The following is a 26,416-nucleotide window of genomic DNA, read 5'->3' as shown; positions in this document are numbered from 1 at the left end:
CTATTCCTCCCCTATTCCTTTATTTTTTACTGATTAAGCATCTTTCATTAAGCATTCTTTATTAAGTATTTCTGAAATACGATTTATTCTATAATTTGTTTCCTTTAAAGCAGGATAAATGTGCTTATAAATTTCATTCATAAGCATATGATATTTTTCATGGCATTCCGCATCTGGTTTATATACTGTCTCATTTTTACGGGTTTTCTGTATTGCATCAGATGGGCTACTATACACTCCACTACCTATACCAGCAATCATAGCTGCACCTAGTGTAACTTCTTCTGGTACATCTAGACAAATAATAGTTTTACCTAATATATCAGCTTTTAGCTGCATCCAGAAAGGTGAATTTACAGCACCTCCTACTACGTGCACACAACTTATTTCTTTATTAGTTACTTCTTGCAAATTTTCTATTATAACAGTAGATTCATAACAAAGTCCTTCCAAAATAGCTCTCACTACATCACCGCGTGTATGTGATGTGGTTAATCCAAGAAATGCGCCTTTAGAAAGTGGATCTGCCCCTGGTACATACTTTCCACGAAAATGTGGAAGCATCATAACTCCATGTGCACCTATAGGTGATTTTTCAGCTTCAGAAACCAACTCTGAAACGTTCTTTTTACCTATTTCATTACAGAACCAGTCTAAAATTACACCTGATGAAATAACTTGTCCTCCAATATAATATTTATCATTTACTACATAATTGACACATGTAAAATTTGTTTTAATATTCTTTATATCATTAGCAGGCTCATCGGTTACCATCAGGATTTGCTCACTTGTTCCAACTGCACTCAGTACTTCACCACTTTCGCATAAGCCAGAAGCAAATGCGCCACATACATAATCCATTCCTCCTGCATATACAGGAGTTCCTTCTTTAATCCCTGTCAGTAAAGATGATTTATTGCTTACTCTTCCTACTAATTCCCCAGATCTCTTTAAATTTGAACATATATCAACAGGAATGTTAGCATGATTAAGAATTTCCTTTGACCAACATTTATTTTTTAAATCCATTGCCATTGTACGACAAGCTATTGAATAATCTACTCCAGCTTTTCCTGTAAGTCGATATGCAATATAATCCTGCATAGACAACCAGTGTTTTACCTTATTAAATTTTTCAGGCATTTTATTTTTAATCCACTGTATTTTAGTTATTCCAGCCATAGGATTTGGAACAAAACCCGTAATAGAATATACTTTCTCATCCCCAAGTGTTTTTCTCCACCAATCAGCTATTTGTTTAGTTCGTGTATCAAACCAGGTTATTGAACGATGAATCCAGTTATCGTTTTCATCTAAAAGTACACCAGCAGCCCCCATACTAGCAATTGCAATCCCATCAATACTTTCACCTTTTAATTGGTTAGAAAGGTCCTTTAATATCGTTTGAACTGACTCCCATAATTGTCCAGGATCAAATTCAGTCCAATTATCTTCCAAATAATAAGTAACCGTTTTATGCTTTGCAATAGCTTTTATAGACCCATCTATATCATAAGCTACTGCCTTACAATTTGTCGTTCCAACATCTATTCCCACTAAACAAGGCATATGTTTTCCCCCCACGAAAATACATTAATCTTTAATCTTTTTTAACTTTTAACTTATACTACTTAACAATCTTTACACCTGGGAGTTTATTAAATTCATCATTTATTTCATCTATACAAGGCGCTACACTAACACGTAATGCTTCTCTATTCTTTACTAATTTCATACCATCAATTATTTTATCAAGTGTTACAACATGAGTTAATATATCCTTAGCAGAAACTTTTCCACTGCGTATCATTTCTAATGCAAGTGCATTATGACGCGGTGCCGAAGAAAATGTTCCAAAAACAGTAATCTGTCTATAATGCAAAAGATTGGAATCCAGATTAACTGTTGGCTGATCTTTAGGCAATCCTGCAAAGAAACAAACTTTACCCATTTTACTTGCCATATTAAGTCCCATTATTTCAGCTTCAGGTGAGCCGGCAGTAACAATTACTATATTAGCCCCAAGTCCATTCGTTAAATCCATAACAGCTTTCACTGCATCTTCTTTTCCTGAACATATATATTCATCAAAGCCAAATTTTTTTGTTGCTTGCAAACGGCCTTCACTACGATTTATTAAGAAAACTTTACCTGCTCCTTTTGCCCTGGCAACTTCTGCATGCATACATCCTATTGGGCCAGCACCTATTACAGCTACTGTATCTCCTAATCCAACGTTTATAACTTCCTGTGCATTTAAAACACATGCCAGTGGTTCTGCAAGAGATGCTTCCAAATATGTTACTTCATCTGGAATATAATTAATATTGCCTGCTTTGATTGCAGCTGCAGGTATAAGCATATATTCTTCAAAGCCTCCATTATAATGATGGGCAATAGTAGTACGATGATAACACATATTCTGCCATCCTGATAAACAATACGAACATGATCCACATCCTATAGCTGGTGCAACAATTACACGATCACCAACCTTATATTTTTCTATATCAGATGCAGTTTCAACAATTTCTCCTGCAATTTCATGTCCCAAAACAATAGGTGGTTTTATAGATTTATGTCCAAAATTAAAAGTTCTTAAATCTCCACCACAAATTGCACATGCTTTAACTTTAATTAATACTGTTCCCTTTTCAACCTTAGGTTTTGCTATTTCCTCAAGTTCTATTTTCCCAATTCCTTTATATATAGCTGCTTTCATATACGTTCATTCCCTTCTTTCTAGCCGACTTCTAGCTAGATCTTTATTTTATTATATAATTTAATAAATTGCGAAAATTATTTTCATATTTAGTATATCATACGCTATAAAATAATCAAGTATAAAAAATATTTTTTTCATATTGTATTAATGTTTGTTATTCAAAATATTGAGAAATCATGATTCACAGTATAAAATTCTATTACACTATTCCGCTAACGTTTTATAAACACTGCATTAATGTTTGTGTTATAATTACCTATGTGTTAAGAATTTTACATCTAAATTAAATAATAATTATAAGGAGGCAATTATGGATAATATAGAAGCTGGTGATTGTTTAGCAAGAATTAGAGCAATCTATAGTAATTTAAAAACTGCGGAAAAAAAAGCGGCTCACTATATTCTAGAAAATCCTGAAAGTATTATCCATTTTTCTATTACCGAGTTTGCTTATGTAAGTAAGGTAAGTGAAACAACAATCTTCAGGCTTTGCAACAAGTTGGGCTATACAGGCTATCAGGATCTTAAAATTAACCTAGCTAGTACAATAGTCAAGCCAGTTGAAAATATCTTTGAGGGTATTAAAGAAAATGACGATATGTATATAATAATGCAAAAGGTCATGAGTTCAAGTATACATAGTATTCAAAAAGCCATAAGCATGAATGAAAGTACGGAAATGGAAAAAGCGGTAAAGTTAATATTAAATGCAAAAAAGCTAATGTTTTTTGGAATGGGAGGTTCTTGGATAGTTGCTCTGGATGCATATCATGAGTTTATAAGAACAGGTATACCTTGTGTTTGCAATTCTGATTCTCATTGGCAAGTTATGTATGCTGCTATGGCTGAAAGAAATGATGTAATATTTGCCTTTTCTACTTCAGGAAGCAATAAAGACTTAATCGATTCTATAAAAGTAGGAAAGAAAAATGGTGCTAAAATCATTTCTATAACAAGCAACCAAAAATCTCCTCTTCAGAAGATTTCGGATATATTATTAACATCATATGGCAAAGAATCAATGGTAAGAAGTGAAGCTATGGAATCAAGAATTACATCATTAGTATTAATTAATAGTCTATTTGTGAGTGTTGCTTTAAAAAGACTGGATATAACCTTAAATAATCTTGACAAAATAAGAGCTGGCATAGCAGTAAAGAGATATTAAAACTATAATTAATTAACAAATTAGAAATGCCTACGGCTGATGTTAAAAGTACCGTAGGCTTCTTAATTATATTAAAATTAGTCTATATGTCCATAACTATACTTTATAATTTAAAGTAATTTACACCTGCTTCAAATAACTTTTGGTCTTTTACTCCCGGAACATTTTTTGTAACACTTTTTCCAATTCTTTCTGAATGTCCCATCTTTCCTAGTATTCTTCCATCAGGACTTGTTATACCTTCTACAGCAAAACATGATCCATTTGGATTAAACTTTATGTCATAACTTGGATTTCCTTGAAAATCTACATACTGTGTAGCTATTTGACCTTTATCTTTTAAATTTTTAATTACGGAATCACTTGCTATAAACCTTCCTTCTCCATGGGAAACAGGTATTGAATGTACATCCCCTACAGATACATTGCTAAACCATGGAGACAAATTTGAAACAATTCTAGTATTTACCATACAGGATACATGTCTTCCTATTTTATTATACGTAAGTGTAGGACATGACTCATCTATATCCCTTATTTCTCCAAAAGGTAACAGTCCCAATTTTATAAGTGCCTGAAAGCCATTGCATATTCCAAGTATAAGTCCGTCTCTCTTATTTAAAAGTTCCATTACAGCTTCTGCTATTTTAGGATTTCTAAAAAAAGTAGCAATAAACTTTCCTGATCCATCTGGTTCATCTCCTGCACTAAATCCACCTGGAAGCATTATAATCTGAGATGAATTTATTCCGCTCACTATTCGATCTACTGATTCTTCTATCTGATTTCCAGTTAAGTTTTTAATTACAACAGTATCAACTTCTGCTCCTGCATTTTTAAAAGCCTTTCCCAAATCATACTCACAATTAGTTCCAGGAAATACAGGTATAATAACTTTAGGTACAGAAGCTTTTACAACTGGAAAACTTTTATGGTTGCTTTCAAAACGCTCAAACTTTATCTTTTTATCTTCAACTTCAGTATGTGTAGGGAATACACTTTCCAAAGTTTTTCCCCAATATTCTATCATATCTAAAATATTCATTTTAATTCCGTTTACACTAATATTTTTTTCCTTTTGGGTAACACCAAGAATCTTATAAGAAAGACCTTTAAAGCTCTTTTCAAAGTCTACAGATGGATCCATTTCTACAACTATGGAACCATAATCTGGTGCAAAAATTTCTTCACCTTTCATAGGTTCTGTAAATTTCATTCCTATCCTATTTCCAAAACTCATTTTACTTACAGCCTCACATATTCCTCCTGTTTTAACAGTAGAAGCTGCTAATATTTCGCCTTTTCTTATCATAGAACTTACAACACTATACATTTTTTTAAGTTCTTCAAAATATGGTAACTCAAATTCATCTTTAGAGGCTTTCAAAAGTATTACATTATTTCTGTATCCTTTAAATTCAGGAGACTCAAGTTTATCTGCCTCCCCAAGTGCTGCAGCAAAAGATACTAAAGTAGGTGGTACATCCATATCTTTAAAACTTCCAGACATACTGTCTTTGCCACCTATCGCTGCTATTTCAAAACCTCGCTGAGCATGTAATGCTCCTAAAAGGGCAGAAAGTGGCTTTCCCCATCTAATAGGTTCTTTACCTAGTCTTTCAAAGTACTCCTGAAACGTTAGCTTTATACTGTTAACATCTCCACCCGAAACTGCAATTTTAGCTACAGATTCAACTACCGCATACAAAGCTCCATGGAATGGACTCCACTTAGCTATATCCGGATTATATCCAAAACTCATTAAAGTAGCAGTATTTGTTTTACCATCTAATACCGGCAATTTTGCGGCCATAGCTTCTATTGGTGTATCTTGATACTTTCCTCCAAAAGGCATAAATACAGTAGAAGCACCTATAGTACTATCAAATCTCTCTGCAAGTCCTTTTTGGCTACATACATTTAAATCTTTTAGTGTTTCAATCCACTTATTTAAAATCTCGCCGTCATTCATATTCTTGTACTTCTTGCTGCTCTCAAAATAACCACTTTCCTCCGGTGCCTTTACAACAACTTCTGTAGTTGCTCTAACCCCATTAGTATCTAAGAATTTTCTGCTTAAATCTAAAATAAGTTTTCCCTTCCAATACATTTTAAGTTTCTCGTCATCTGTAACTTCTGCTACTGTAGTAGCTTCAAGATTTTCTTCTGATGCATATTCTATAAATTTCTTTTCATCTTTCTTTGATACAACTACAGCCATACGTTCTTGAGACTCCGATATTGCAAGTTCTGTTCCATCCAATCCTTCATATTTTTTAGGAACTAAATCTAGATTTATTTTAAGTCCGCTTGTAAGTTCTCCTATAGCTACAGAAACTCCACCTGCACCAAAATCATTACATCTTTTTATCATCTTGCTTACTTTTGATTTTCTAAAAAGTCTTTGAATTTTTCTTTCTGTAACAGGGTTACCTTTTTGCACTTCAGCTCCTGAGGTAATAAGTGATGTTTCTGTATGCTTCTTAGAAGATCCAGTTGCTCCTCCACATCCGTCTCTTCCAGTTCTTCCTCCTAACAGTATTACCACATCAGAAGATTTTGGCTCTTCCCTTTTTACATTTTCAAACGGAGCTGCACCTATTACAGCACCTATTTCCATTCTCTTTGCCCTATACCCTTCATCATATATTTCAGAAACCATACCTGTTGCAAGACCTATTTGATTCCCATAAGAACTATATCCTGAAGCTGCTCCTAAAGTTATTTTTTTCTGAGGAAGCCTTCCTTTTATGGTATCTTCTATTTTAGTTCTAGGATCACCACTTCCGGTAACTCTCATAGCTTGATACACATAGGATCTTCCAGAAAGGGGATCTCGAATCGCTCCTCCAAGACAAGTTGCCGCTCCTCCAAAAGGTTCTATCTCTGTAGGATGATTATGAGTTTCATTTTTAAACATTACGAGCCATTTTTCAGTTTTTCCATTTATATCAGCGTCTACAACTACGCTGCAGGCATTTATTTCATCTGATTCGTCTAGATCATTTAATTTACCATCTTTTCTGAGCTTTTTCATTCCAATAATAGCCAGATCCATAAGACATTCAGTTTTTTTGTTTTCCCCATATATCTCATCTCTTAAATTTAAGTAATTTTCATAGGATTTCTTTATAGGTTTGGAAAACTTTCCGTCTTCTATGGATACTTTACTTAATTCAGTAGTAAAAGTTGTATGTCTGCAGTGATCTGACCAATATGTGTCTATAACTTTAATTTCAGTTATAGTAGGATTTCTCTTTTCTTCTTTGAAATAATTTTTGCAAAAAATTAAATCTTCCAAACTCATAGCAAGACCAAGTGAATTTAAAATTTTCTTTAAATCATCATCACTTTTTTCTATGAATCCATCCAAAACTTTTACAGAAGAAGGTGCATCTAATTTTTCACTTAAATGATCTATTTTTTCCAAAGAAGCTTCTCTGGAATCTACTGGATTTATACAATAATTTTTTATTTTCATAAATTGTTCTTTAGATATGTTTCCATAAAGTAAGTACACTTTTGAAGATTTAACCTGAGTTTTCTCACTCTGGGTTAATATTTGAATACATTGAGATGCAGAGTCAGCTCTTTGGTCATACTGACCTGGAAGATATTCTACGGCAAAAATTTTAGCATTCGTTTCAGCTTGTAATTCTTCTTCATATATTTCATCTACAGTTTTTTCTGAAAATATTATATACTTTGATCTTTCATATTCACTATCATCAATATTTTCTATATCATAACGATTTATTACTCTTATATTTTCTAAATCATGAATATTAAGGCTTTCTCTAATATCTTTCATAAGGCCTTGAGCTTCTATGTCAAATCCTTTTTTCTTCTCTACAAATAGTCTTTTAATACTCATTGTACTCTCTCCTCATTACTTATTTTTCGAACGTTTTTTGTATTTTTGTCATAATAGTTCGTACATATTATATCATATATATATACCATTGTGAATAATATAGTTATAAGTTATTATATTTTACATTAATCATATTAAAAAATAACTAGCTGCTATGCTAGTTTATTTATCTTTAATGAACCTTAATTGATAATACTTCCTTTACATTTTTACCTAAGTTATAATGTCTATTATAAAAGCATTTGTTTGGGGAAACTATGCCCTTAACTACATGTCCTGTAAAAGTAATGATTTCTGCCTGTTCTCCCATCTCACAGTCTCTTAAACATGCACCTCTTGAAAATACTTTAATTATTTGCCCATCATCATAATATTTTGTATTTTCCACTTCAATTAAACTTCCCCTTTTTATCATAATAATATCCTCCCCACTATACTTCCTTTAATATAAATTGTATGTACAAACATAATAAAATATTATTTTAATTTTAAACAATATGCTAGTTGAGTATTTAACAAACTATTATATAATTGAAATATCAGAAAGGTTGGTAATTATAGTGAAATATTATTCTATAAAAGATGTTTCAAATGCAACAGGTCTCACCTCTTATACCATAAGATATTATGAAAAGATAGGATTTTTACCATGGTTAAAAAGAGACAAAAACGGAGTTAGAATCTTTACAGAATCAGATATAAAGTATCTAGAGTGTTTAATATTTTTCAAAAAAATAGGAATGTCACTTGATGATATCAAAGAGATCATTAAAGAAGGCTGTATGATAAAAGATTTTAAAAATGGTTTAAATGTACATGATATAATTCAGAAAAGATTAAATATATTGGACACTCACATACAAAAGCTAAAAAGGGAAAGAGAAGAATTAGATAAACTAATCGAAGTTTCTATAGACAGGAGAAACATTTATAAAAAAATTTTAAAATCACCATTGACTTAGAGTCAACTCTAAGGTTTATCCTCTTTATATAAAATATATAGAAGGGATAGATGAAAATGATTATAGATAGTCACGAACATGTAATGCTACCTACTGAAAAACAAATTGAAATGATGGATGAGACAAAAGTTGATTTAACAATTTTATTTGCCACATCAATACACCCAGAAGGTGCTAAAACAGTAGGTGAAGTTAAAAATGGCATATTAGCTTTAAACAATATCTTAGTTGGTAATACAAATTCTTTAGAATCAAGGAAAATTATAAATAAGGAATTAGCTTTAGTTGTAAAAAACAATCCTAAAAGGTTCAAGGGATTTGGAAGTGTTCCAGTTGGTATTTCAGAAGATGAAACCAGCCACTTTATTGAAGATCAAATTATAAGAAACAACTTTATAGGTATTGGTGAATTTACTCTTGCTTCTGGATGTACAAACTTACTTAAAACTGTATTCAACTCAATGAACAATTTTAAGCCAATGCCTATATGGATTCACACCTTTAGTCCTTTAACTTTAAGTGACATAAAAAGTATATCAAATTTAGCTAAAGCAAATCCAAATATACCTGTAATACTTGGCCATATGGGAGGACTCAACTGGCTTGATACTATTGAAATTGCCAAGGAAATAAATAATATATATTTAGATACATCTGCAGTTTATGCAACTATTGCATTAAAATTAGCTGTGGAAGAACTTCCAAAAAGAGTTCTATTTAGTTCAGATGCTCCCTGGGGAAATCCACTATCATCAAGAACTATGATAGAGGCAGTAATTAAGGATAATCATAAAAAGCAATTAGTGCTAGGTGAAAATATATTAAGCCTTATGTAATATTTACTATATATAAAATTAACTACACAAATCAATTATTATACACTTTTCGACTTATTAAGACTGTAAAAAAGCAGTAATTTTTCAATAGTGTATGACAGAAGAATTAAGTAACTAAAAATATCATGTCAAAAATATCTTTTTTAAAGGTATTCTTGACATGACTATAATTAGTTATTACATTGTTCTAAAGATATGATAGCTTTTGTTTATAAATTCATATTATATAGTGGAAACTTATGACATAGTTCAACTACTTCTTCCTTAATTTTAGAAAGATCCCCATCTTTGTTCTCTACAGCACTGTTTATAAAATAAGCTATTTTCTTCATTTCCTCTTCTTTAAAGCCTCTTGTAGTTGCCGCTGGAGTTCCTATTCTAATTCCACTTGTAATATTTGCCCCCAATTTATCAAAAGGAACTGCATTTTTATTTACTGTTATGCCTACTTTCTCCAGGACTTCCTCAGTATCCTTTCCTGTTATTTTTTTATTGGTGAGATCTACTAAAAGAAGATGATTGTCGGTTCCACCGCTTACAAGTCTAAATCCATACTTTGTAAGCTCCTCTCCCAAAATTTTTGCATTTTTAACAACCTGGTCTATGTATTCCTTATATTCAGTTTTTAATGCTTCACCAAAACAAACTGCTTTAGCTGCTATAATATGCATTAAGGGTCCCCCTTGTATGCCAGGAAATATAGTTTTATCAAGGTCTTTACCATATTTTTCTTTACAAATTATAGCTCCTCCCCTAGGTCCTCTAAGTGTCTTATGTGTAGTCGTGGTGACAAAGTCTGCATAAGGTACTGGTGACATATGCTTTCCTGCTGCAACTAATCCTGCAATATGAGCCATATCTACCATCATATAAGCTCCAACTTCATCACATATATCTTTTATTGTCTTAAAATCTATCTCTCTTGAATAAGCACTTGCTCCAGAAACTATCATCTTAGGTCTATGTTTAAGTGCCAGTTCTCTTATCATATCATAGTCAATTCTCTCTGTTTCCTTGCTTAACCCATAAGAAACAAAATTATATAATTTTCCTGAAAAACTAACTTTACTTCCATGAGTTAAATGGCCGCCGTGGCTTAAATCCATTCCCATAACTGTATCTCCTGGTTTCAAAACTGACATATAAACTGCCATGTTAGCCTGTGACCCTGAGTGAGGCTGAACGTTAAAGTGTTCTCCTCCAAATAGTTCTTTCATCCTCTCCTTAGCTAAATTTTCAACTTTATCAACTACAAAGCATCCTCCATAATATCTTTTTCCAGGATACCCTTCAGCATATTTATTCGTAAGAAAAGAACCCATTGCTTCCATTACAGCTTTACTAGTAAAATTTTCTGATGCAATAAGTTCTATACCATTTTCCTGTCTTCCATACTCTTCTTTGATTATTTCATAAACAGCATTGTCACCATTTTTAAGGCTACTAAAATCCATTTTTTTCTCTCCTTTTTTAAAAAATTTTCAGTATTATTACCTATAATAAAGAATTATACTGTCTAGTGCTTAACTTTATTAATATATTACTTTATAAGCTGCTTTTACACAAGTATAGTTTTAAATAATTTGCAATTCGTAATTTTAGAACCCATTGTTAAAAAAACTTTAAAAAGTTTAAACTTCAAATATCAAAGTTCAAATAATAATGACTTTCTTCGTACCTCAGAAAATCTATAATTTTTTAATATTCCAGTGTTGCCATTATTGTTATAAGATGATAGAATTTTTATGCTGTATAAATGCATAGTTTATTTTTTGTATGAGGAGATTGAGCATGGATATAAATAGAATAATAAATTTGGCTGCTTATGCGGGAAAAATAATGCTAAAAAGTGGAGCTGAAATATATAGGGTAGAAGAAACTATAACCAGAATATGTAAAAGCTATAACATATGTGATGTAGATGCTTTTGTAACCTTGAATGTAATTATAGTTTCAGCATCAGATGAATATGATCAGACTATATCCATTGTAAAAAGAGTAAAACAAAGAACCTTAAACTTAGAAAAAATATCTCAAGTAAACAACGTTTCCAGACATATTAAAGATCAATGCTATACTCTAGATGCAATTGAGAACAAGTTGTCTAAAATAGATTCAGTAAAACCTTATCCTTTTAAAACAAATGTTCTATTTTCTGGAGTTGCTGTAAGTTTTCTTTGTCTAGCCTATGGAGGTAATATAGTAGACTTCATAATATCCTTTATTATAGGCTGCCTTATAAGCTTGATTTCTACAGGACTTAACTCTCTTCAGACAAATGAATTTTTCATAAACATAATATGTGGAGCTACTGCTACCTTAATAGCACTTATGTGTACTAAACTTCATGCAGCATCCCATACCAATACCATAATAATAAGTTCTATTATGCTATTAGTCCCTGGTCTTGCAATAACTAATGCTATAAGAGATACAATATCAGGAGATTTAATCTCGGGAATTTCAAGGGGATTAGAAGCCTTTTTAGTTGCAGTAGCAATTGCAGCAGGTACTGGTGTTATATTGCGATTGTGGATTATTTTAGGAGGATTTAAATTATGATAACAAGTATAATAATAAATTCTGTATATACTTTAATTGCCACCCTTGGTTTTAATATACTAGAGAATGTACGAGGTAAAAACTTAATATTTACTTCCCTAGGAGGTGGATTAACCTGGTTTGTATATTTAATTAGTTCCTCCCACATAAATTTTTCAAGTGCAGTTTGCTTTTTCATAGCTTCAGTATTTGCATCTACTTATTCTGAAATAATGGCTCGTATACTAAAAACACCTGTAACAACTTTCGTCATAGGAGCAATTATTCCTCTAGTACCTGGAGGAGGTATGTATAACACAATGCTTCAATCTATACAGGGCAATATAAATGCTTCCCTTTCAACTGGTCTTAAAACACTAGCTACTGCAGGAACTATAGCTGTAGGTGTATTTTTTGTATCCTCTGTCTTTAAAGCTTCTTCACTTTTTAAAAAGAGATTGTTTAAGAACAAAAAATTTAAATTGCATTGTTAAATATAGATACCTCTATTTTAAAAACATAGTGAGAGTTGATACTAAAGATTCTATTTTATCATTTTTACATCTCGTGTCCCCTTCTTCAAAAAGACAAGTTTTTGCATAGTTTTGTATCATCAACCCTCCCACTTTGTTTACTGCTGCTCTCACTGCTGCAATTTGTATTAAAACATCCTTACAACACATATCATTTTCAATCATTTTTTCAATACCCTTTATCTGTCCCTCTATCTTCTTCAATCTAGTTTGAATTTGTTTTTTTTGTTCCAAAAATATCACTCCCAATATAATCCAGCATAATAAACCCATACAATTATATTATAACTTTCAGATAAACTTTTTTATAATTTCCCCTATTGCTCCATTATTATTATCCTTTTCTGTCACATAATCTGCAGACTTTTTCAAAAATTCCCTTGCATTGGCCACAGCAATTCCAAGACCTGCTTCTTTTATCATACTTTCATCATTTTCATCATTTCCCACAGCTATACATTCATTTAGAGGTATGTGGTAATAGTCTGCCAAGAACTTCAATCCACTCCCCTTAGAAACGCCTTTACTGATTATTTCAATGTTATGTATATCTGATTTTGTAGTATCAATTTTAGATACCTTATTTATCTTTTCCCTCAACTCATTTAAATAATCTATATCCTTATCTATTACTACTATTTTATTTATACACGAACCATTATTTTGTATAAACTCTTTAGAATCTTTTATAATCTTTATCTCCAGTCTAAAATCTTTATCCATATTCTCATTAAATTTATAAAACTTTCTTGTAGCATGACTAACTCTTTCACTATATAGTATATTATCACTGTAAAAATGATAATATGTATCTTTTTTTTCTCTTAAAATGTCTATAACTTTTAAAATAGCTTCTTTGTCTAATAAATTGGATTTTATAATATTTTTATTTTCATCCAGTACTATAGACCCATTACAGCATATTACAGGCTGATTTTTAAATACTGTATCTATATAAAATCCTAATGTTACAGGAAGTCTGCCAGAGGATATAACCACCTTCACACCTGATCTCATCGCTTTATGTATCATTTCTTCATTATATTTCGATATAGATTTATCATCATTTAAAAGAGTACCATCCATATCCATTGCAATTATTTTATAATTCATTGGTATCCCATCTCTCCTTTTAACTATCAAAATTTTTTATCCGATCGCTACCATTGCTACCCCCCATCTTCTACGAAAGTGGGAGATAAGCACTGCTACACGCCTGGATAAGCTCTTCCCCTAAAGGATAACCTATTCTAAGTGCTAAAGACACTAAGAATACTGTTAATAAGGTTCAGCTGGAGAAAGTCATCCTTATAAGCAAACTTCATCTGAACCTAAGAATCACTTTATATAATTCTTTAATTTTTATCTTATATGGTATAAACTGCAAAACACAAACATAACTTTATCTAGAATACTTTTGTCAGGTGATATAAATGAAAAAATTTTTTATGTTTTTAAGTACACTTTTAATTATAATTATTGCATTTTCAGGATGCAGTTATAAATTAGGTAATTACATGTTTTCTACAAAAAAACCTAACAACTTTTATTATACCAATTTACTTGCTAAAAATCTTACCATGTCTTCCTCCTTAAAATGCATTATAGAAGAAAATAATTTTCACAACGAAACAGAACTAAAGAATGAAAATATTTCAGATATAAAAAACATGTTAAAGTATCTAAATAAGACCTGTTTTATAAATAAGCCAAAAGACCTTCCACAAAAAGCTGCCTACATAATTTATTTTACTTTTAATAAAGAAAAACTGGTGATAAACGTATATAACGAAAAATATCTATCAATATATCCCTGGGATGGAAATTATCCTGTAGATTATATAGATATGAGCAAAGTACCTGCTTCATTAAATTTATATTATTTGGGAAAATATATTTTCAATGAGTATTAAAGTACTTTATTATTGTATCACAGATACTAAAATACACATATATTATTAGTGTATCAATTTAATGAAAGGTGACTGTAATGTTTATTTGCCCTTATTACAGCTATGAAAGTTTTTACAGAATGCCTGAAATAGATCCTATTTCTTATATAAGGTTTCTAAATGCCAGTCCTAATTCTCCTGCAATAGATGTGTATTTAAACGATAGGCGTATCTTCAAAAATTTAACCTATAAATCTTTCTCTGACTATGTAAGTGTACCTTCAGGGGTATACAACATAAAAATTTTCCCATCAGGAAATAATTTAAATCCTATTTTGGATAAAAGGCTGCCTATATCTGCTGGGAAAATATTCACTATGTCTTCTATAGGCAATTATCCAAATATGGGTTTACTATCTATAGAAGATGTAAGACGTCCTAAGATACCAGGTAAGGCTTTTATAAGATTTGTTCATCTTTCCCCAGACGCACCTAGTGTAGATGTAAAATTGCCTAATGGAAATGTATTGTTTCCAAACGTATCTTATAAAGGAGTTACCAGATATCTTCCTGTAAGCCCTGGCAAATACACGTTAGAAGTATTTACCTCCGATTCTGGTAAAAAAGTTCTTTATATTCCAAATATCAGAATTATTCCAAATAGATTTTACAGCGTATATGCCGTAGGTAATGTATCACGTGATCCTAAGCTTCAAGTTCTAATTCCCCTGGATGGCAATAGCTATTTGCACTAAAAAAGGCTGTCTCCCTAGAGACGGTCTTTTTTTATCGGAATTAATATTCTAATTATTTAAATTGGTAGAAATACTCTAATAGTTTATCACACTAAAATTCAAGTTTTTATTACAGTAACATTGTAAATGACCTTTTGTTATAGTAAAATCATAGATAGGTCATCACTTAATTTTCTGTAATTATACAAAGCATGGGAGTGTTAATATGAAAAAAGGGGATAAAATTGCTGCAGTATTAATTTTAATACTAATAATTGCAAGTTGTGCTGGAGTATTTATATACCGTTCATATGTAAAGGGTTCACATAAAATAGCTGTAATAAAGCAAGATGGTAAAATTATAGATACAATAGACTTAACTAAAGTAAAAAACACAAAAGAACTTACAGTAAAATACAATAAATCTCACTATAATTTGATAGAAATAGAAAATGGTAAAATACGCATAAAAGACGCAGATTGCCCTGATAAAATTTGTGTAAAAACCGGATGGATATCCGAACCAGGTCAAAGTATTATATGTCTTCCCCATAAATTAATAATTAAACTAGAGGGAAATAATTCTAAATACGATGATATATCCAGTTAAAATTATATTAAAAATCAAGGTGTGATTAATGAATAAAACAAGGAAAATGGTTTTTTTAAGCTTTCTAACAAGTATGGCTTTAGTCATATACATAATAGAAACTCAAGTTCCGGTTTTATTTCCCGGAATAAAATTAGGACTTGCAAATACAATTTCCCTAGCTGCACTTATACTTATAGGATGGAAAGAAGCCTTACTAATTATGTTTTTAAGGACGCTTCTAGGATCTATGTTTGGTGGGACAATGTCTACCTTTATGTTCAGCATAGCCGGAGGAATTTTAAGTAACATTGTTATGATCCTTCTATACAAATATTTTAAAAATTCCTTAAGTCTATGGACTATAAGCATATGCGGGGCAATATTTCACAACATAGGCCAACTTTTAGTAGCTTCTATAGTAATTCAAGATTTTAGGATATACATATATCTACCGGTGCTTTTAATCTCTGCTATAATCACAGGATACTTTATAGGTTGGTGCGTGAAATTCCTAACTAATAACTTATATAAAATTCCTATGTTTAAAGAATTAAAAAATAAGTAACTCCACCATAGGTATAAAAAAATGTGCTGCAAAATCGCAGCACATTTTTTATCCGATTGCTACCATTGCTAACACCCCCTATCTTCTTCAAAATGGGGGATAAGCACTGCTACGCACCTGGATAAGTTCTTCTAAGGTTCATATGGAGGAAAGTGTATTCCTTATAAGCAAACTCCACCTGAACCTAAGAATCACTTGATATTACTCTAATTATATTATTAATATCAGCAAATTTAAGCTTTGCTCCACTGCCATTATGAATTTGCAGCAGCTTCATTCTTGCTCTGCTGTTGTAAGTCTGTACCACTTACAATAGCCTTAATAGCTCCTGTAGGACATTTAGCAAGACAGGTAGCTTCACTGCATGATGCACAAATACTTTGATCTACTACTGCCAAATTATTCTCTACTTTAATGGCATCATTTGGACAATTTTTAGCGCACAATCCGCATCCAAGACATCCTACACTGCACGCCTTACGTACAGCTCCACCTTTATTTTTAGAATTACAATTAACCATTACTTTAGAACCTACAGGTCTAAATCCAAGTACCTGTTTTGGACACGCACTTACACAGGTACCACAACCTGTACATATATCTGTATCAATTATTGGAAGTCCATTTGAGCCCATTGCCATAGCTCCAAAAGGACAGCTCTTTACACATGTTCCAAATCCCAGGCATCCATATTTGCAAGCTTTAGGTCCACCTTCAAGTAAATTTGCAGCTACACAATCATGTATACCTTCATATTCAAAATTTTTAACTGCCTTTGTACAGTCTCCACCGCATCTTACATGTGCAACTCTAGGTTCAATAGGTGGAGCAGATTTACCTGTTAACTTTGCTACCTGTTCTGCAACTGCTGCTTTTCCAGGTACACAAAGATTTGGAGGTACACTCTCGTCTAAAACAACAGCTTCTGCATAAGCTTTACATCCTGCAAATCCACACCCTCCACATTGGCCTTTTGGAAGTACATCTTCTACTAAGTCTACAAGTGGATTCACTTCCATTGCAAATCTTTTATTTACATAGGCTAAAACAAGTCCAAATATAAGACCTATAATAGTCATTACAACTAAAATCATAATCACGGTATTCATTTTATTAGCTCCTTTCTATATAGAAATCATACCTGAAAAACCAAGGAAAGCCAGAGCTAACATTCCTGCTAAAATAAAAGCTACTCCAAGACCTTCTAACGGTTTAGGTACATCTGCTAATCTCAATTTTTCTCTAAGGCTTGCCATCAAAATTATAGCCATAGCAAAGCCCAGCCCAGATCCTATCGCATTAACAACACTCTGTAAAAAATTAAAGTTAGAATCAGCATTTAGTATAGGTACAGCAAGTACGATACAGTTTGTAGCTATTAAAAGAAGGTATATTCCCCACATATTATATAGGGCTGGTGCCTGCTTTTTAATAATAGTCTCCAAAAGCTGCACAAAACTGGCAATAAGAAGTACAAAAACTACCGTTTTCAAGAAAGTTAAATTAAATGGTATAAGTACAAAATGATATACTACCCAGGCCAATATTGAACTCATCGTAATAACAGAAGTAACAGCCATACCCATACCTACAGATGCATTTAAATTTTTAGAAACTCCAAAGAATATACACAGTCCTAAAAACCTTGTCAGCACATAGTTATTTACAACTACTGCACTTATAAAAAGAGTAAGGTAAGATGCCATTATGCTTCACCTCCATTTGCTTTTTCTAATTTTTGCATTTTAATTTTCTCCATATGTTGATTATAAACTTTTACTATAGCAACTAAATATCCTATGAGTATGAATCCTCCAGGTGGAAGTATCATAATCAAAGCTGGATTATATGAAGCCCCAAATACATTAACACCGAATATAGCTCCAGATCCAAATAATTCACGTATCATTCCTATTATAGTAAGTGCTAAAGTAAATCCGCATCCCATTCCAAGTCCATCAAAGAAAGAAGGAACTACAGGATTTTTAGATGCAAACGTCTCTGCACGGGCAAGTATTATAGCAAATACAACTACCAATGCTAAATAAATTCCCAATTGTTTATATAATAGAGGCGCATAAGCCTGCATAACAAGTTCCACTACTGTAACAATAGTTGCTATACAAGTAATATATACAGGGACACGTACCTTAGGATTTACAACATTCTTAATTATAGAAACCACAGTATTATTACAAGTTATAACAAATAGCACACAAATCCCCATTGTAAATCCATTTACAGCTGTACTTGTAGTTGCCAGTGCTGGACACAAACTAAGCGCAAGCACGAATATGGGGTTTTCTGCAATCAATCCTTTTTTAAATATATTCCACAAATTCTTCATAATTACTTACCTCCCGTAAACGTAGTAACTTGCTCAACAGCTTCTTTAACTCCTTTAGTTACAGCTTTTGACGTAATTGTAGCTCCTGTCATGGCTTGAATGTTCTTAGTGTTAGACTTATCTTTTACAACCGTTAAGGCATCTGCCTTTTTATCCTTAAACTGTCCCCTAAAAGAATCCTTTGAAGCATTTGCTCCAAGTCCCGGAGTTTCATTATGAGATACAATACTGAAATCTATTACTTTTCCATCTGGAGTAACAGCTACCAATAGCTCTATAGCCCCACCGTAACCTTTACTCTCTGCAGGTACAACATATGCAATGGTCTTATTCCCTTTTTGAGCTGCGTACCAATCTTTTTTACCATTCACTTTATTAAACTTGTCAGCATCATTGACTAAAACTCTCATGGTATCATTTTGTATTTGAACCTGTTTTTGCGCTGCTACTGGTGATGTTATATAATAAACTGCAGCTATTATAATTCCAGATATAAAACATGTAATGGTTAAGTTCTTAGTAATTGCAAAAATACTATTTTGATCTTTATCTTTAGCCATTAAAGCTTACCTCCTTGTCCCAAATTTAACTGGCTGTGTAAACTTATCTATTAGAGGAGTAACTGCATTCATAAGTAATATTGAATAACATACGCCTTCTGGATAACCACCTTTTAATCTTATAAGCGATGTTAATGCACCTGCACCTAATGCAAAAATAATCTGTCCTTTAATAGTCATAGGAATTGTTACCATATCAGTAGCCATGAAGAAAGCACCTATTACAAGTCCACCTGCCATCATATGAAATACAGGATCTCCTGTAAAAATTCCCGTAGTTCCTCCAAAAGCCCAAGTAAGTATTCCTACAGTACCAATCATTACTACTGGAATCTGCCAGTTAATATATTTTTTATATATAAGATAAAGTCCACCTAAAACAAGTAATATTGTAGAAGTTTCTCCTATACTTCCATTTCTAGTACCTAAGAACATTGCCTTGTAAAGTGCACCCTGTCCTCCAAAGGTTTCAAGTAATTTTGAATAACCTTGAAGTTTTAAAATTCCAAGAGGAGTTGCTGTTGTTACAGCATCTACACCACTGGCACTTAATTTTGACCATGTTGTCATTGCTACAGGCCAGGAAACCATTAGCGCAGCCCTTCCAATATGAGCTGGATTAAATATGTTCTGACCAAGTCCTCCCATAGAATGTTTAGCTATTGCTATTGCTATAAAAGATCCTATAGCTACCATATAAGGTGGAATATCAGGAGGTAAACACATAGAAAGCAAAAGTCCTGTTAAAAAAGCACTTCCATCTGTAATAGTTATAGGTTTATTTCTAACTTTTTCTACAAAGTACTCCGTAACTACAGCAGCTATAATTCCTGTTATAATTACTTCTAAAGCATGAATGCCAAAATTAAATACACCAAAAACCGCAGCTGGAGTTAGTGCTAAACAGACACTCCACATTATCTTAGAAACAGATTCATCACAACGAACATGAGGTGATGACGAAATAGTAAAAATATTTTTCTTTATCTGTGCTTCCGCCATTTTATTATCACTCCTTTATTATTTTAAGACCTCTTCTTTTTCTTTCTTTTCTTTAGCCTTAGCTGCTTTAGCTTTTTCTCTTTCACCTGCAGCTCTATTTTCTGATTTTAAATATCTAATATACTGTACAATTTTTCGTTTAGCAGGACATGTATACACACAGCTACCGCATTCTACACAGTCCAAAAGATTATACTCTTCCTTAGCCTCTTGATATAAATCTTTTTGTCCAAGGATACTTAACATACTTGGATTTAAGTGCATAGGACAAGCTTTTAGACATCTGCCACATCTAATGCAAGAAGATTCTTTTCCATCATTTACATCATTTTTAGTTAAACCAAGTATTCCTGATGAACCCTTCATTATTGGAATATCCAAATTTGATTGGGCAAATCCCATCATAGGTCCACCTGAAATTATTTTAACTGGTTCCTCCTTAAATCCTCCACAAAAATCAATAGCATCTTTAAATGTAGTTCCAATTCTAACTAATATATTCTTAGGCTCTTTAATAGCACCTCCACTTATAGTTGTAACCCTCTGTATAAGTGGAATTCCTCTCTCCACTGCATCACTTATTGCTATGCATGTGCCTACATTTTGAACAACCGCACCTACATCTGCAGGCAATCCACCTGATGGAACTTCTCTACCTGTCAAAACATTTATAAGCATTTTTTCAGCACCCTGAGGATACTTTGTAGGAAGGCCTACTACTTGCACTTTTGTACCTTCAAAAGCCTTTTTCATAGCTTCTATAGCTTTTGGTTTATTATCTTCAATACCTACAAATGCCTTTTCCACATTGAGGATTTTCATAATTATTTGAACTCCAGCAACTACCTTGTCTGAATTTTCCAACATTGACCTATAATCTGCAGTTAAATAAGGTTCACACTCAGCACCATTCAAAATAAAAACATCTACTTTTTTATCTGGTGGTGGTGCAAGCTTAACATGAACAGGAAAAGTTGCGCCTCCCATTCCTACAATGCCTGCCTCTCTTATTATTCCAAGCATTTCTTTTACACTTAGCTCTTTCCAATTACGTGAAGTTGGTATTCCTTCTACCCACTCATCTTTTCCATCCTTTTCAATAACTATAGCTTGACATTTTCCAAAACCAGGATGTGGGTAATCTCCTATATCTACAACCTTTCCAGAAGTAGATGCATATATATTGGCTGAAACAAAAGCATCACTTTTCGCAATAAGTTGTCCCTTTTTTACCTCATCTCCTTTTTGTACTACAGGAGATGTAGGAGCACCTATATGCTGTCTAACGGGAATAAACACCTTATCTGGTATAGGTGCTATTTCTATAGGTTTATTAGCTGTGTACTTTTTGCTATCATCCGGGTGTACTCCACCTCGAAAACTTTTTAACACTCTTAAACACCTCTTTCAATAATTTTTACAGCATGTATATAAACGAAACTGCAAAATAAATATAAACATAATTTTTATAACAAATTACGGAGTTTTCCATAATTTGTTATAAAATTATATACTATAGCAAATAATATATAATGACAATTTATCTATTAAATGTAAGTTAGTTTTAAAAGTCTCTCCATTAATTAAAGTTTGTACACAAATTACTCAATACAATATCTTTGTGATTACTGGCTTTTTACTCTCATTTTTGCTTGTAGATCTATCAAATATTTTTATATATATCAATGATAAAATGAAAAATAATACTCCCCCACCTATTTGAAACTCTCTTAAAGAATGACCTAATTTTCCACCTATCCATGTTCCTATTAATGCACCTATAAGGATTCCAATAAGCGGTAGTATATATACAATAAAGGCTGCCCATAACATATTTGCATCCTTTATTTCAAAAACAACATGTTGACCAGGTTTTGCTCCAACCGGATTTTTTGCATCTACAACTATAGCATTATCACCAGGACAAGCACCACAACTTTTACAATCTCCGTGTCTACTAGCTCTTACTTTTGCAATACTTTCACTTGTTTCAATTACAATACCCTCCGATTCTCTTTTCATATAATACACCTCCTATTATTTGTTAGCGTTTTCACGAGGTTTAAACTTAAATTACTATACTTTATATTATACCACAAATTTATAATTTTTTCTTCTGTATTATATATTTTTTTTATCTGTATCGATATTGAACAGTATTACCTTCAATATTGATACTATGTGTTATAATAGTTTTTTAATTTTGTATACATGTTTTTCTACCTAAGTAAGTACATTAGAATATCTATCTTACTTTTAATTATACATGTGAAAAATTTAATTAAAATAATATAACAAAAATTATTGACACAAAAAATTAACAGTTTTTGTTACATTTATGCCTATTTTTTTACTTTATACTTAAAACAAAGTATTTTTTTTAATATAATATTGAATATATGTAATAATTATTCATAATTATTACATGCTAATTTTGTTGACTTAATGTATGCTAAAAGAATAACTATTGCGTTAACTATTGATTTCAAGCCGTTTTATGCAAATACCTTTTTCAAAATTGCATAAAAACTTATTTATTTACATATGAAAATATGATTTAATAGATATATTAGATTTCAAAATTAGGAGATGATAATAGATATGAACATTTCTGAAAAAACTTTTTTAAAAAATGTATGCAAATATTGCATTAATAAATATACTATTTCAAATAACGGTCCCTTAATAGCCTCCCTTATATACCAAATTTGTAAGCATGAAGATATGGATGTTCCTGCTATGCAAGGCATATTGCGTATTTACATAAATAAAAACTATAGTAGGAGTTTTGCCCATTGTTTTAATGTATACCGAGGTGTTATTGTCGATGCTTCACTATATCAATATGCACTTGTAAACAAGCCTATAGAAAATCTTTTTCCGGTTTATATAGTAGATGCTACCCCTCCTCATATAGAATATACTATATATAATGAAATTAAAAAAGATTCACAAGTTAAGTTTAGTGATAAGTTTCTAGAAAATACTTTAAAAAATATAAAAGGGAATAGTACTTATCCTATAAAAAGATTCACTTTACTAGAAGACTCCAAAAAAGAAGAACTTTTTTTCTGCCATTAACATATACTTCAATGAGGTTTTCAAACGAAAAATTAACTTATGCTTCGGATATTTTTACAACCTTCAGCTCGTTAAATATTTTGATAAGGCTAAGCAAAAAATTTTTAAAGAGCTTCATTATTGTAAAAATATGCTTGCATATAACTTGATTTTTAAGTTAGAAAAACTATATAAATTGTAAGGTAACTATCTATAGTGATTTTAATTGAAATTTTAACTTATATATAAAATATACTAACAAAATTGAAATCACACTTAAAAACTTTTTTTATAAGTCTTAGTGAAGCATTTTAGAAAATCTTAGAAGATTATATATGTTTCAGGTACGAGTTTATCCGATGACTATCTGCTCTAATATTCCCACTTATCCAAGTGGGAATAAACAGCAGATACGTCCCTAGATAACGATTTCTAAGCATCAGACGGAGCAAAACTCCACCCGATACCAAGAACTCTGTTTATATAAGCTTCTTTAGATTTTCTAAATACTGAACTTTTTTAGACTTATAAAAAGTTTTTAGTGTGATGATTTTTGTTAGTATAAGTAAACTTTCTACTTAGAAACTCTATAGAATTTCTAATTAAAATATCCATTTGATGAATTTTTTCACTTTTATGCTATTGGAAGCTCTAAGGGACGTACTATATATCTTTTTATCCCCTTCATATATACAAAGCATTCCTATTCTATCACCCTTGTTAACCGAATATTTTATTCTTTGAGGTTTTATAATTTTAACACTGCACTTGAATCCATTTTTTATAGGCACTATAACATCATCTTCACATTCTAACTTTAAATCCTTTTTGTTTACTCTTAACTCAAGAGCTTTATCTCCTTTAGAAAATAACTTGTTAAACTTAAAATTTTTATCAACATATTTATATATTTTTTCTGTTTCTTCCCATCTTCTAGGGCAATTTAAAACTACTATTATAACATCATTTCCTTGAACTTTTGTAGATGTAACTAAACATTTTCCTGCCTTACCCGTATAACCTGTCTTAACACCATTTGCATCTGGAATTTTCCAAAGAATTTTATTGATATTGTGATAGCTTCTTGTAAATCCATTTTGTGGTCCATCCACATCTTTCGAACTAACGATTTCATTAAATAGTGTGTTGTTTTTAGCTATAGATGTAAGTACTGCAAGGTCATACGCCGTGGTGTAATGTTCTTCTTTGTCGAGTCCATGAGGTGTCTTAAAATGAGTGTTTATTACACCTATTTCACTAGCATATTCATTCATAAGTTTCACAAATTCTTCTACACTTCCACTTACACCTTCTGAAATAGCTATAGCTGCATCATTTCCTGACCTCAACATAAGTCCATATAAAAGTTCCTTTAAAGTTATGCTTTCTCCTTTTTTATAGCCTACCACAGACCCCCTTATCCCTGCTGATCTAGATGATATTTGTACTTTTTCATCTAATTTTCCATATTTTATTGCAACTAGTACTGTCATTATTTTAGTCGTACTTGCCATCGGTACTAATTCAGAAGCATTTTTTTGATACATAATTACTTTTGATTTACTATCCATAGCTATAGCACAGCGTGCATTTATATTAGGTTCTCGAAAAGATGAATTTTTATCATCTGCAAACACAGTATAGCTGCAAATATTAAAAAGTATAAATGTTATTACTATATATGATAAACTCTTTTTAAATTTCATAATTTATATAGTTTATCTCCTTCCTCTCAATAGATTATTAAGTGAAAAGTGGATAATGGAGAGTAGATAGTGAATGAGGATTTTTTTCTCTACAGTACAAAAATCTTAAATTTAGAACTTAAGAAAATCATCCATAACTCTCAGCTCTCGCTTCTTAACTCTTAGCTATACTAAATACTTTTCCCTAAAACAAATATATTACTAGTAAAACTCATTCTAAATTAGTATATAATTCACTATTAAGGTAATAATTATTAATAATAAAACCTTTTAAATGGGGGGATTTAAATATTGATTAAATTACTTATTTTATTTATCTTAATATTATTTGTTTTGGTATTTATTCCTATACCTCTTAAAATAAAAATAAACTATATCAATAAAGCCTTCTCACTAAAAATTTATAATTTAAATGTTATAAACAAATTTAATTTAAAAGATAATAAACCCCCTCTTGAAAGAAAGAAAAAGTCCTCATTCCTCATAAATAATTTCAAAGTAAATTTGAAATCCCTTAAAAAATTAAAATTTAAACCCCATATAAAAATTAAGGTAAAACTCATTTATGGGTTAGATGATGCAGCCTATACTGCCATAACCTATGGGCTTATACCAACATTAAGCACTTTTATATTTGCTCTAATCAAAAATATTTTTGTAGTGAAGAAAAAAGAATTACACGTAAAACCTGTTTTTAACAGTTTTTATTTTAATTTAGAAATATCAAGTATAATTTACATTAGTTTAGCTAAAATTATTTATATGTATATAAAACTATTTAAGCACAGCTAAAAGTGTAAAAAAACTATAATCTATGCATATTTTTAAGTTAAGAATGAATAGTAAAGGAGGAATTTTTATGGATAACCATCCTATAGAAAATTTATTAAAAAGCACTATGGAAAATTTAAAAGATATGATAGATGTAAATACCATAGTAGGCGATGCTGTAGAATCAAAAGACGGTTCTCTTATAATACCAATTTCAAGGGTATCCTTTGGATTTGCATCTGGAGGAAGCGAATTCGACGTAAGCCATGAAGAATCACCTAATCCAGAATATCCTTTTGGTGGTGGGTCAGGAGCTGGAGTTACGGTAAAACCTGTGGCTTTTTTAGTCACAAAAGGTGACTCTATAAGACTTTTATCTTTAGATCAAAATAACACCTATGATAAGATAGTAGATTCAATTCCACAGGTAATGGATGTAATAAGAGGAATGATGAATTCTAAGTCTCCAAAATCCAAACATAACTCTGATAAAAAGAAAGAAGAAGAAAAAAAGGAAGAAGAAGAATAGTCATTCCTCTTCTTCA

The 26,416-nt window shown here is 31.5% G+C and carries 27 protein-coding genes; 12 read left to right on the top strand and 15 right to left on the bottom strand.

The genetic code is table 11. The features are described from left to right. Positions 1-33: 33 nt before the first annotated feature. Positions 34-1,572, bottom strand: a complete 1,539-nt coding sequence (locus CLJU_RS05675; protein ID WP_013237822.1) for an FGGY-family carbohydrate kinase — start codon at positions 1,570-1,572, stop codon at positions 34-36. Between the two features lie 58 nt (positions 1,573-1,630). Then, the gene (locus tag CLJU_RS05670) at positions 1,631-2,725 is read right to left on the bottom strand and encodes a zinc-dependent dehydrogenase (protein ID WP_013237821.1); all 1,095 of its coding nucleotides are present in this window, start codon (positions 2,723-2,725) and stop codon (positions 1,631-1,633) included. A gap of 313 nt (positions 2,726-3,038) precedes the next feature. Here CLJU_RS05670 and CLJU_RS05665 point away from each other — a divergent pair, with 313 nt between their 5' ends. Beyond that, entirely contained in the window at positions 3,039-3,896 is an 858-nt protein-coding gene (locus CLJU_RS05665) for a MurR/RpiR family transcriptional regulator (protein WP_013237820.1), read from the top strand. A gap of 103 nt (positions 3,897-3,999) precedes the next feature. On the opposite strand, the gene CLJU_RS05660 is transcribed toward CLJU_RS05665, so the two are convergent. Together CLJU_RS05660 and CLJU_RS05655 are read right to left on the bottom strand one after the other, a co-directional pair. Next, on the bottom strand, positions 4,000-7,770 hold the full coding sequence (locus CLJU_RS05660; RefSeq protein ID WP_013237819.1) for a phosphoribosylformylglycinamidine synthase: 3,771 nt from the start codon (positions 7,768-7,770) through the stop codon (positions 4,000-4,002). A 172-nt stretch (positions 7,771-7,942) separates the two neighbouring features. Continuing rightward, a complete protein-coding gene (locus tag CLJU_RS05655) occupies positions 7,943-8,185 on the bottom strand; it encodes a hypothetical protein (RefSeq protein ID WP_013237818.1) in 243 nt (80 codons plus the stop codon). A 145-nt stretch (positions 8,186-8,330) separates the two neighbouring features. Here CLJU_RS05655 and CLJU_RS05650 point away from each other — a divergent pair, with 145 nt between their 5' ends. Together CLJU_RS05650 and CLJU_RS05645 are read left to right on the top strand one after the other, a co-directional pair. Then, positions 8,331-8,732: a MerR family transcriptional regulator gene (locus CLJU_RS05650; RefSeq protein WP_013237817.1), complete on the top strand. Its 402-nt coding sequence runs from the start codon at positions 8,331-8,333 to the stop codon at positions 8,730-8,732. A gap of 50 nt (positions 8,733-8,782) precedes the next feature. Further along, positions 8,783-9,568, top strand: a complete 786-nt coding sequence (locus CLJU_RS05645) for an amidohydrolase family protein (protein WP_242825699.1) — start codon at positions 8,783-8,785, stop codon at positions 9,566-9,568. Between the two features lie 209 nt (positions 9,569-9,777). Here the strand turns inward: CLJU_RS05645 and glyA are convergent, their stop codons facing one another. Continuing rightward, positions 9,778-11,022, bottom strand: a complete 1,245-nt coding sequence (gene glyA / locus CLJU_RS05640) for a serine hydroxymethyltransferase (RefSeq protein WP_013237815.1) — start codon at positions 11,020-11,022, stop codon at positions 9,778-9,780. Between the two features lie 337 nt (positions 11,023-11,359). Here glyA and CLJU_RS05635 point away from each other — a divergent pair, with 337 nt between their 5' ends. Together CLJU_RS05635 and CLJU_RS05630 are read left to right on the top strand one after the other, a co-directional pair. Then, positions 11,360-12,130: a threonine/serine exporter family protein gene (locus tag CLJU_RS05635; protein ID WP_013237814.1), complete on the top strand. Its 771-nt coding sequence runs from the start codon at positions 11,360-11,362 to the stop codon at positions 12,128-12,130. After that, entirely contained in the window at positions 12,127-12,603 is a 477-nt protein-coding gene (locus CLJU_RS05630; protein ID WP_013237813.1) for a threonine/serine exporter family protein, read from the top strand. The genes CLJU_RS05635 and CLJU_RS05630 overlap by 4 nt, the downstream gene beginning before the upstream one ends. A 12-nt stretch (positions 12,604-12,615) precedes the next feature. On the opposite strand, the gene CLJU_RS05625 is transcribed toward CLJU_RS05630, so the two are convergent. Both CLJU_RS05625 and CLJU_RS05620 read right to left on the bottom strand, forming a co-directional pair. After that, on the bottom strand, positions 12,616-12,915 hold the full coding sequence (locus CLJU_RS05625; RefSeq protein WP_049781880.1) for a metal-sensitive transcriptional regulator: 300 nt from the start codon (positions 12,913-12,915) through the stop codon (positions 12,616-12,618). An 18-nt stretch (positions 12,916-12,933) separates the two neighbouring features. Beyond that, positions 12,934-13,755, bottom strand: coding sequence for a Cof-type HAD-IIB family hydrolase (locus tag CLJU_RS05620; RefSeq protein ID WP_013237811.1), 822 nt, complete (start codon positions 13,753-13,755; stop codon positions 12,934-12,936). 320 nt (positions 13,756-14,075) lie between these two features. Here CLJU_RS05620 and CLJU_RS05615 point away from each other — a divergent pair, with 320 nt between their 5' ends. From CLJU_RS05615 to CLJU_RS05600, 4 genes are all read left to right on the top strand, one after another. After that, positions 14,076-14,555, top strand: coding sequence for a DUF4883 family protein (locus CLJU_RS05615; protein ID WP_013237810.1), 480 nt, complete (start codon positions 14,076-14,078; stop codon positions 14,553-14,555). A gap of 77 nt (positions 14,556-14,632) precedes the next feature. Further along, positions 14,633-15,289: a DUF4397 domain-containing protein gene (locus tag CLJU_RS05610; protein ID WP_013237809.1), complete on the top strand. Its 657-nt coding sequence runs from the start codon at positions 14,633-14,635 to the stop codon at positions 15,287-15,289. Between the two features lie 205 nt (positions 15,290-15,494). After that, on the top strand, positions 15,495-15,878 hold the full coding sequence (locus CLJU_RS05605; RefSeq protein ID WP_013237808.1) for a NusG domain II-containing protein: 384 nt from the start codon (positions 15,495-15,497) through the stop codon (positions 15,876-15,878). Positions 15,879-15,906: 28 nt separating this feature from the next. After that, entirely contained in the window at positions 15,907-16,425 is a 519-nt protein-coding gene (locus tag CLJU_RS05600) for a Gx transporter family protein (RefSeq protein ID WP_013237807.1), read from the top strand. Positions 16,426-16,679: 254 nt separating this feature from the next. On the opposite strand, the gene rnfB is transcribed toward CLJU_RS05600, so the two are convergent. The 7 genes from rnfB to CLJU_RS05565 all read right to left on the bottom strand — a co-directional run bounded on the left by rnfB (position 16,680) and on the right by CLJU_RS05565 (position 22,356). After that, positions 16,680-17,534: an RnfABCDGE type electron transport complex subunit B gene (rnfB, locus tag CLJU_RS05595; protein ID WP_013237806.1), complete on the bottom strand. Its 855-nt coding sequence runs from the start codon at positions 17,532-17,534 to the stop codon at positions 16,680-16,682. A gap of 15 nt (positions 17,535-17,549) precedes the next feature. Continuing rightward, on the bottom strand, positions 17,550-18,131 hold the full coding sequence (locus tag CLJU_RS05590) for an electron transport complex protein RnfA (protein WP_013237805.1): 582 nt from the start codon (positions 18,129-18,131) through the stop codon (positions 17,550-17,552). After that, positions 18,131-18,772 (bottom strand): electron transport complex subunit RsxE, encoded by a 642-nt coding sequence (gene rsxE, locus CLJU_RS05585; RefSeq protein WP_013237804.1) that lies wholly within the window; start codon positions 18,770-18,772, stop codon positions 18,131-18,133. Before rsxE ends, CLJU_RS05590 begins: the two co-directional genes overlap by 1 nt. Before the next feature lie 2 nt (positions 18,773-18,774). Continuing rightward, positions 18,775-19,332 carry an RnfABCDGE type electron transport complex subunit G gene (locus CLJU_RS05580; protein ID WP_013237803.1) on the bottom strand — a complete coding sequence of 186 codons (558 nt, stop codon included), beginning with the start codon at positions 19,330-19,332 and terminating at the stop codon, positions 18,775-18,777. A 6-nt stretch (positions 19,333-19,338) separates the two neighbouring features. After that, entirely contained in the window at positions 19,339-20,334 is a 996-nt protein-coding gene (locus tag CLJU_RS05575) for an RnfABCDGE type electron transport complex subunit D (RefSeq protein WP_013237802.1), read from the bottom strand. Between the two features lie 18 nt (positions 20,335-20,352). Next, positions 20,353-21,726 carry an electron transport complex subunit RsxC gene (gene rsxC, locus CLJU_RS05570; protein WP_013237801.1) on the bottom strand — a complete coding sequence of 458 codons (1,374 nt, stop codon included), beginning with the start codon at positions 21,724-21,726 and terminating at the stop codon, positions 20,353-20,355. 213 nt (positions 21,727-21,939) lie between these two features. After that, entirely contained in the window at positions 21,940-22,356 is a 417-nt protein-coding gene (locus tag CLJU_RS05565) for a SoxR reducing system RseC family protein (RefSeq protein WP_013237800.1), read from the bottom strand. A 579-nt stretch (positions 22,357-22,935) separates the two neighbouring features. Between CLJU_RS05565 and CLJU_RS05560 the strand changes: the two genes are divergently transcribed. Further along, complete coding sequence (locus CLJU_RS05560; RefSeq protein ID WP_023163064.1) at positions 22,936-23,415, top strand: hypothetical protein; 480 nt, start codon at positions 22,936-22,938, stop codon at positions 23,413-23,415. 581 nt (positions 23,416-23,996) lie between these two features. Here the strand turns inward: CLJU_RS05560 and CLJU_RS05555 are convergent. Further along, entirely contained in the window at positions 23,997-25,100 is a 1,104-nt protein-coding gene (locus tag CLJU_RS05555; protein ID WP_013237798.1) for a D-alanyl-D-alanine carboxypeptidase family protein, read from the bottom strand. A 291-nt stretch (positions 25,101-25,391) separates the two neighbouring features. Here CLJU_RS05555 and CLJU_RS05550 point away from each other — a divergent pair, with 291 nt between their 5' ends. Both CLJU_RS05550 and ytfJ read left to right on the top strand, forming a co-directional pair. Further along, entirely contained in the window at positions 25,392-25,892 is a 501-nt protein-coding gene (locus tag CLJU_RS05550) for a DUF2953 domain-containing protein (RefSeq protein ID WP_013237797.1), read from the top strand. Between the two features lie 67 nt (positions 25,893-25,959). Further along, entirely contained in the window at positions 25,960-26,400 is a 441-nt protein-coding gene (gene ytfJ, locus CLJU_RS05545; protein WP_013237796.1) for a GerW family sporulation protein, read from the top strand. Positions 26,401-26,416 lie beyond the last annotated feature (16 nt).

This window comes from Clostridium ljungdahlii DSM 13528 (assembly GCF_000143685.1).
GTDB classification, from domain to species: domain Bacteria; phylum Bacillota; class Clostridia; order Clostridiales; family Clostridiaceae; genus Clostridium_B; species Clostridium_B ljungdahlii.
This window is presented reverse-complemented; position numbering and strand designations above follow the sequence as displayed.

Bases quoted from the DNA above. Each gene is read 5' to 3' on its own strand.
- CLJU_RS05610 (WP_013237809.1), top strand. From the start codon at position 14,633: ATGTTTATTTGCCCTTATTACAGCTATGAAAGTTTTTACAGAATGCCT.
- CLJU_RS05565 (WP_013237800.1), bottom strand. From the start codon at position 22,356: ATGAAAAGAGAATCGGAGGGTATTGTAATTGAAACAAGTGAAAGTATT.
- CLJU_RS05575 (WP_013237802.1), bottom strand. From the start codon at position 20,334: ATGGCGGAAGCACAGATAAAGAAAAATATTTTTACTATTTCGTCATCA.
- glyA (WP_013237815.1), bottom strand. From the start codon at position 11,022: ATGGATTTTAGTAGCCTTAAAAATGGTGACAATGCTGTTTATGAAATA.
- CLJU_RS05580 (WP_013237803.1), bottom strand. From the start codon at position 19,332: ATGGCTAAAGATAAAGATCAAAATAGTATTTTTGCAATTACTAAGAAC.
- CLJU_RS05605 (WP_013237808.1), top strand. From the start codon at position 15,495: ATGAAAAAAGGGGATAAAATTGCTGCAGTATTAATTTTAATACTAATA.
- CLJU_RS05675 (WP_013237822.1), bottom strand. From the start codon at position 1,572: ATGCCTTGTTTAGTGGGAATAGATGTTGGAACGACAAATTGTAAGGCA.
- CLJU_RS05665 (WP_013237820.1), top strand. From the start codon at position 3,039: ATGGATAATATAGAAGCTGGTGATTGTTTAGCAAGAATTAGAGCAATC.
- CLJU_RS05560 (WP_023163064.1), top strand. From the start codon at position 22,936: ATGAACATTTCTGAAAAAACTTTTTTAAAAAATGTATGCAAATATTGC.
- CLJU_RS05635 (WP_013237814.1), top strand. From the start codon at position 11,360: ATGGATATAAATAGAATAATAAATTTGGCTGCTTATGCGGGAAAAATA.
- CLJU_RS05670 (WP_013237821.1), bottom strand. From the start codon at position 2,725: ATGAAAGCAGCTATATATAAAGGAATTGGGAAAATAGAACTTGAGGAA.
- CLJU_RS05555 (WP_013237798.1), bottom strand. From the start codon at position 25,100: ATGAAATTTAAAAAGAGTTTATCATATATAGTAATAACATTTATACTT.
- CLJU_RS05655 (WP_013237818.1), bottom strand. From the start codon at position 8,185: ATGATAAAAAGGGGAAGTTTAATTGAAGTGGAAAATACAAAATATTAT.
- CLJU_RS05625 (WP_049781880.1), bottom strand. From the start codon at position 12,915: ATGGGTTTATTATGCTGGATTATATTGGGAGTGATATTTTTGGAACAA.
- CLJU_RS05620 (WP_013237811.1), bottom strand. From the start codon at position 13,755: ATGAATTATAAAATAATTGCAATGGATATGGATGGTACTCTTTTAAAT.
- CLJU_RS05600 (WP_013237807.1), top strand. From the start codon at position 15,907: ATGAATAAAACAAGGAAAATGGTTTTTTTAAGCTTTCTAACAAGTATG.
- rnfB (WP_013237806.1), bottom strand. From the start codon at position 17,534: ATGAATACCGTGATTATGATTTTAGTTGTAATGACTATTATAGGTCTT.
- CLJU_RS05630 (WP_013237813.1), top strand. From the start codon at position 12,127: ATGATAACAAGTATAATAATAAATTCTGTATATACTTTAATTGCCACC.
- CLJU_RS05615 (WP_013237810.1), top strand. From the start codon at position 14,076: ATGAAAAAATTTTTTATGTTTTTAAGTACACTTTTAATTATAATTATT.
- CLJU_RS05660 (WP_013237819.1), bottom strand. From the start codon at position 7,770: ATGAGTATTAAAAGACTATTTGTAGAGAAGAAAAAAGGATTTGACATA.
- CLJU_RS05645 (WP_242825699.1), top strand. From the start codon at position 8,783: ATGAAAATGATTATAGATAGTCACGAACATGTAATGCTACCTACTGAA.
- ytfJ (WP_013237796.1), top strand. From the start codon at position 25,960: ATGGATAACCATCCTATAGAAAATTTATTAAAAAGCACTATGGAAAAT.
- CLJU_RS05590 (WP_013237805.1), bottom strand. From the start codon at position 18,131: ATGGCATCTTACCTTACTCTTTTTATAAGTGCAGTAGTTGTAAATAAC.
- rsxE (WP_013237804.1), bottom strand. From the start codon at position 18,772: ATGAAGAATTTGTGGAATATATTTAAAAAAGGATTGATTGCAGAAAAC.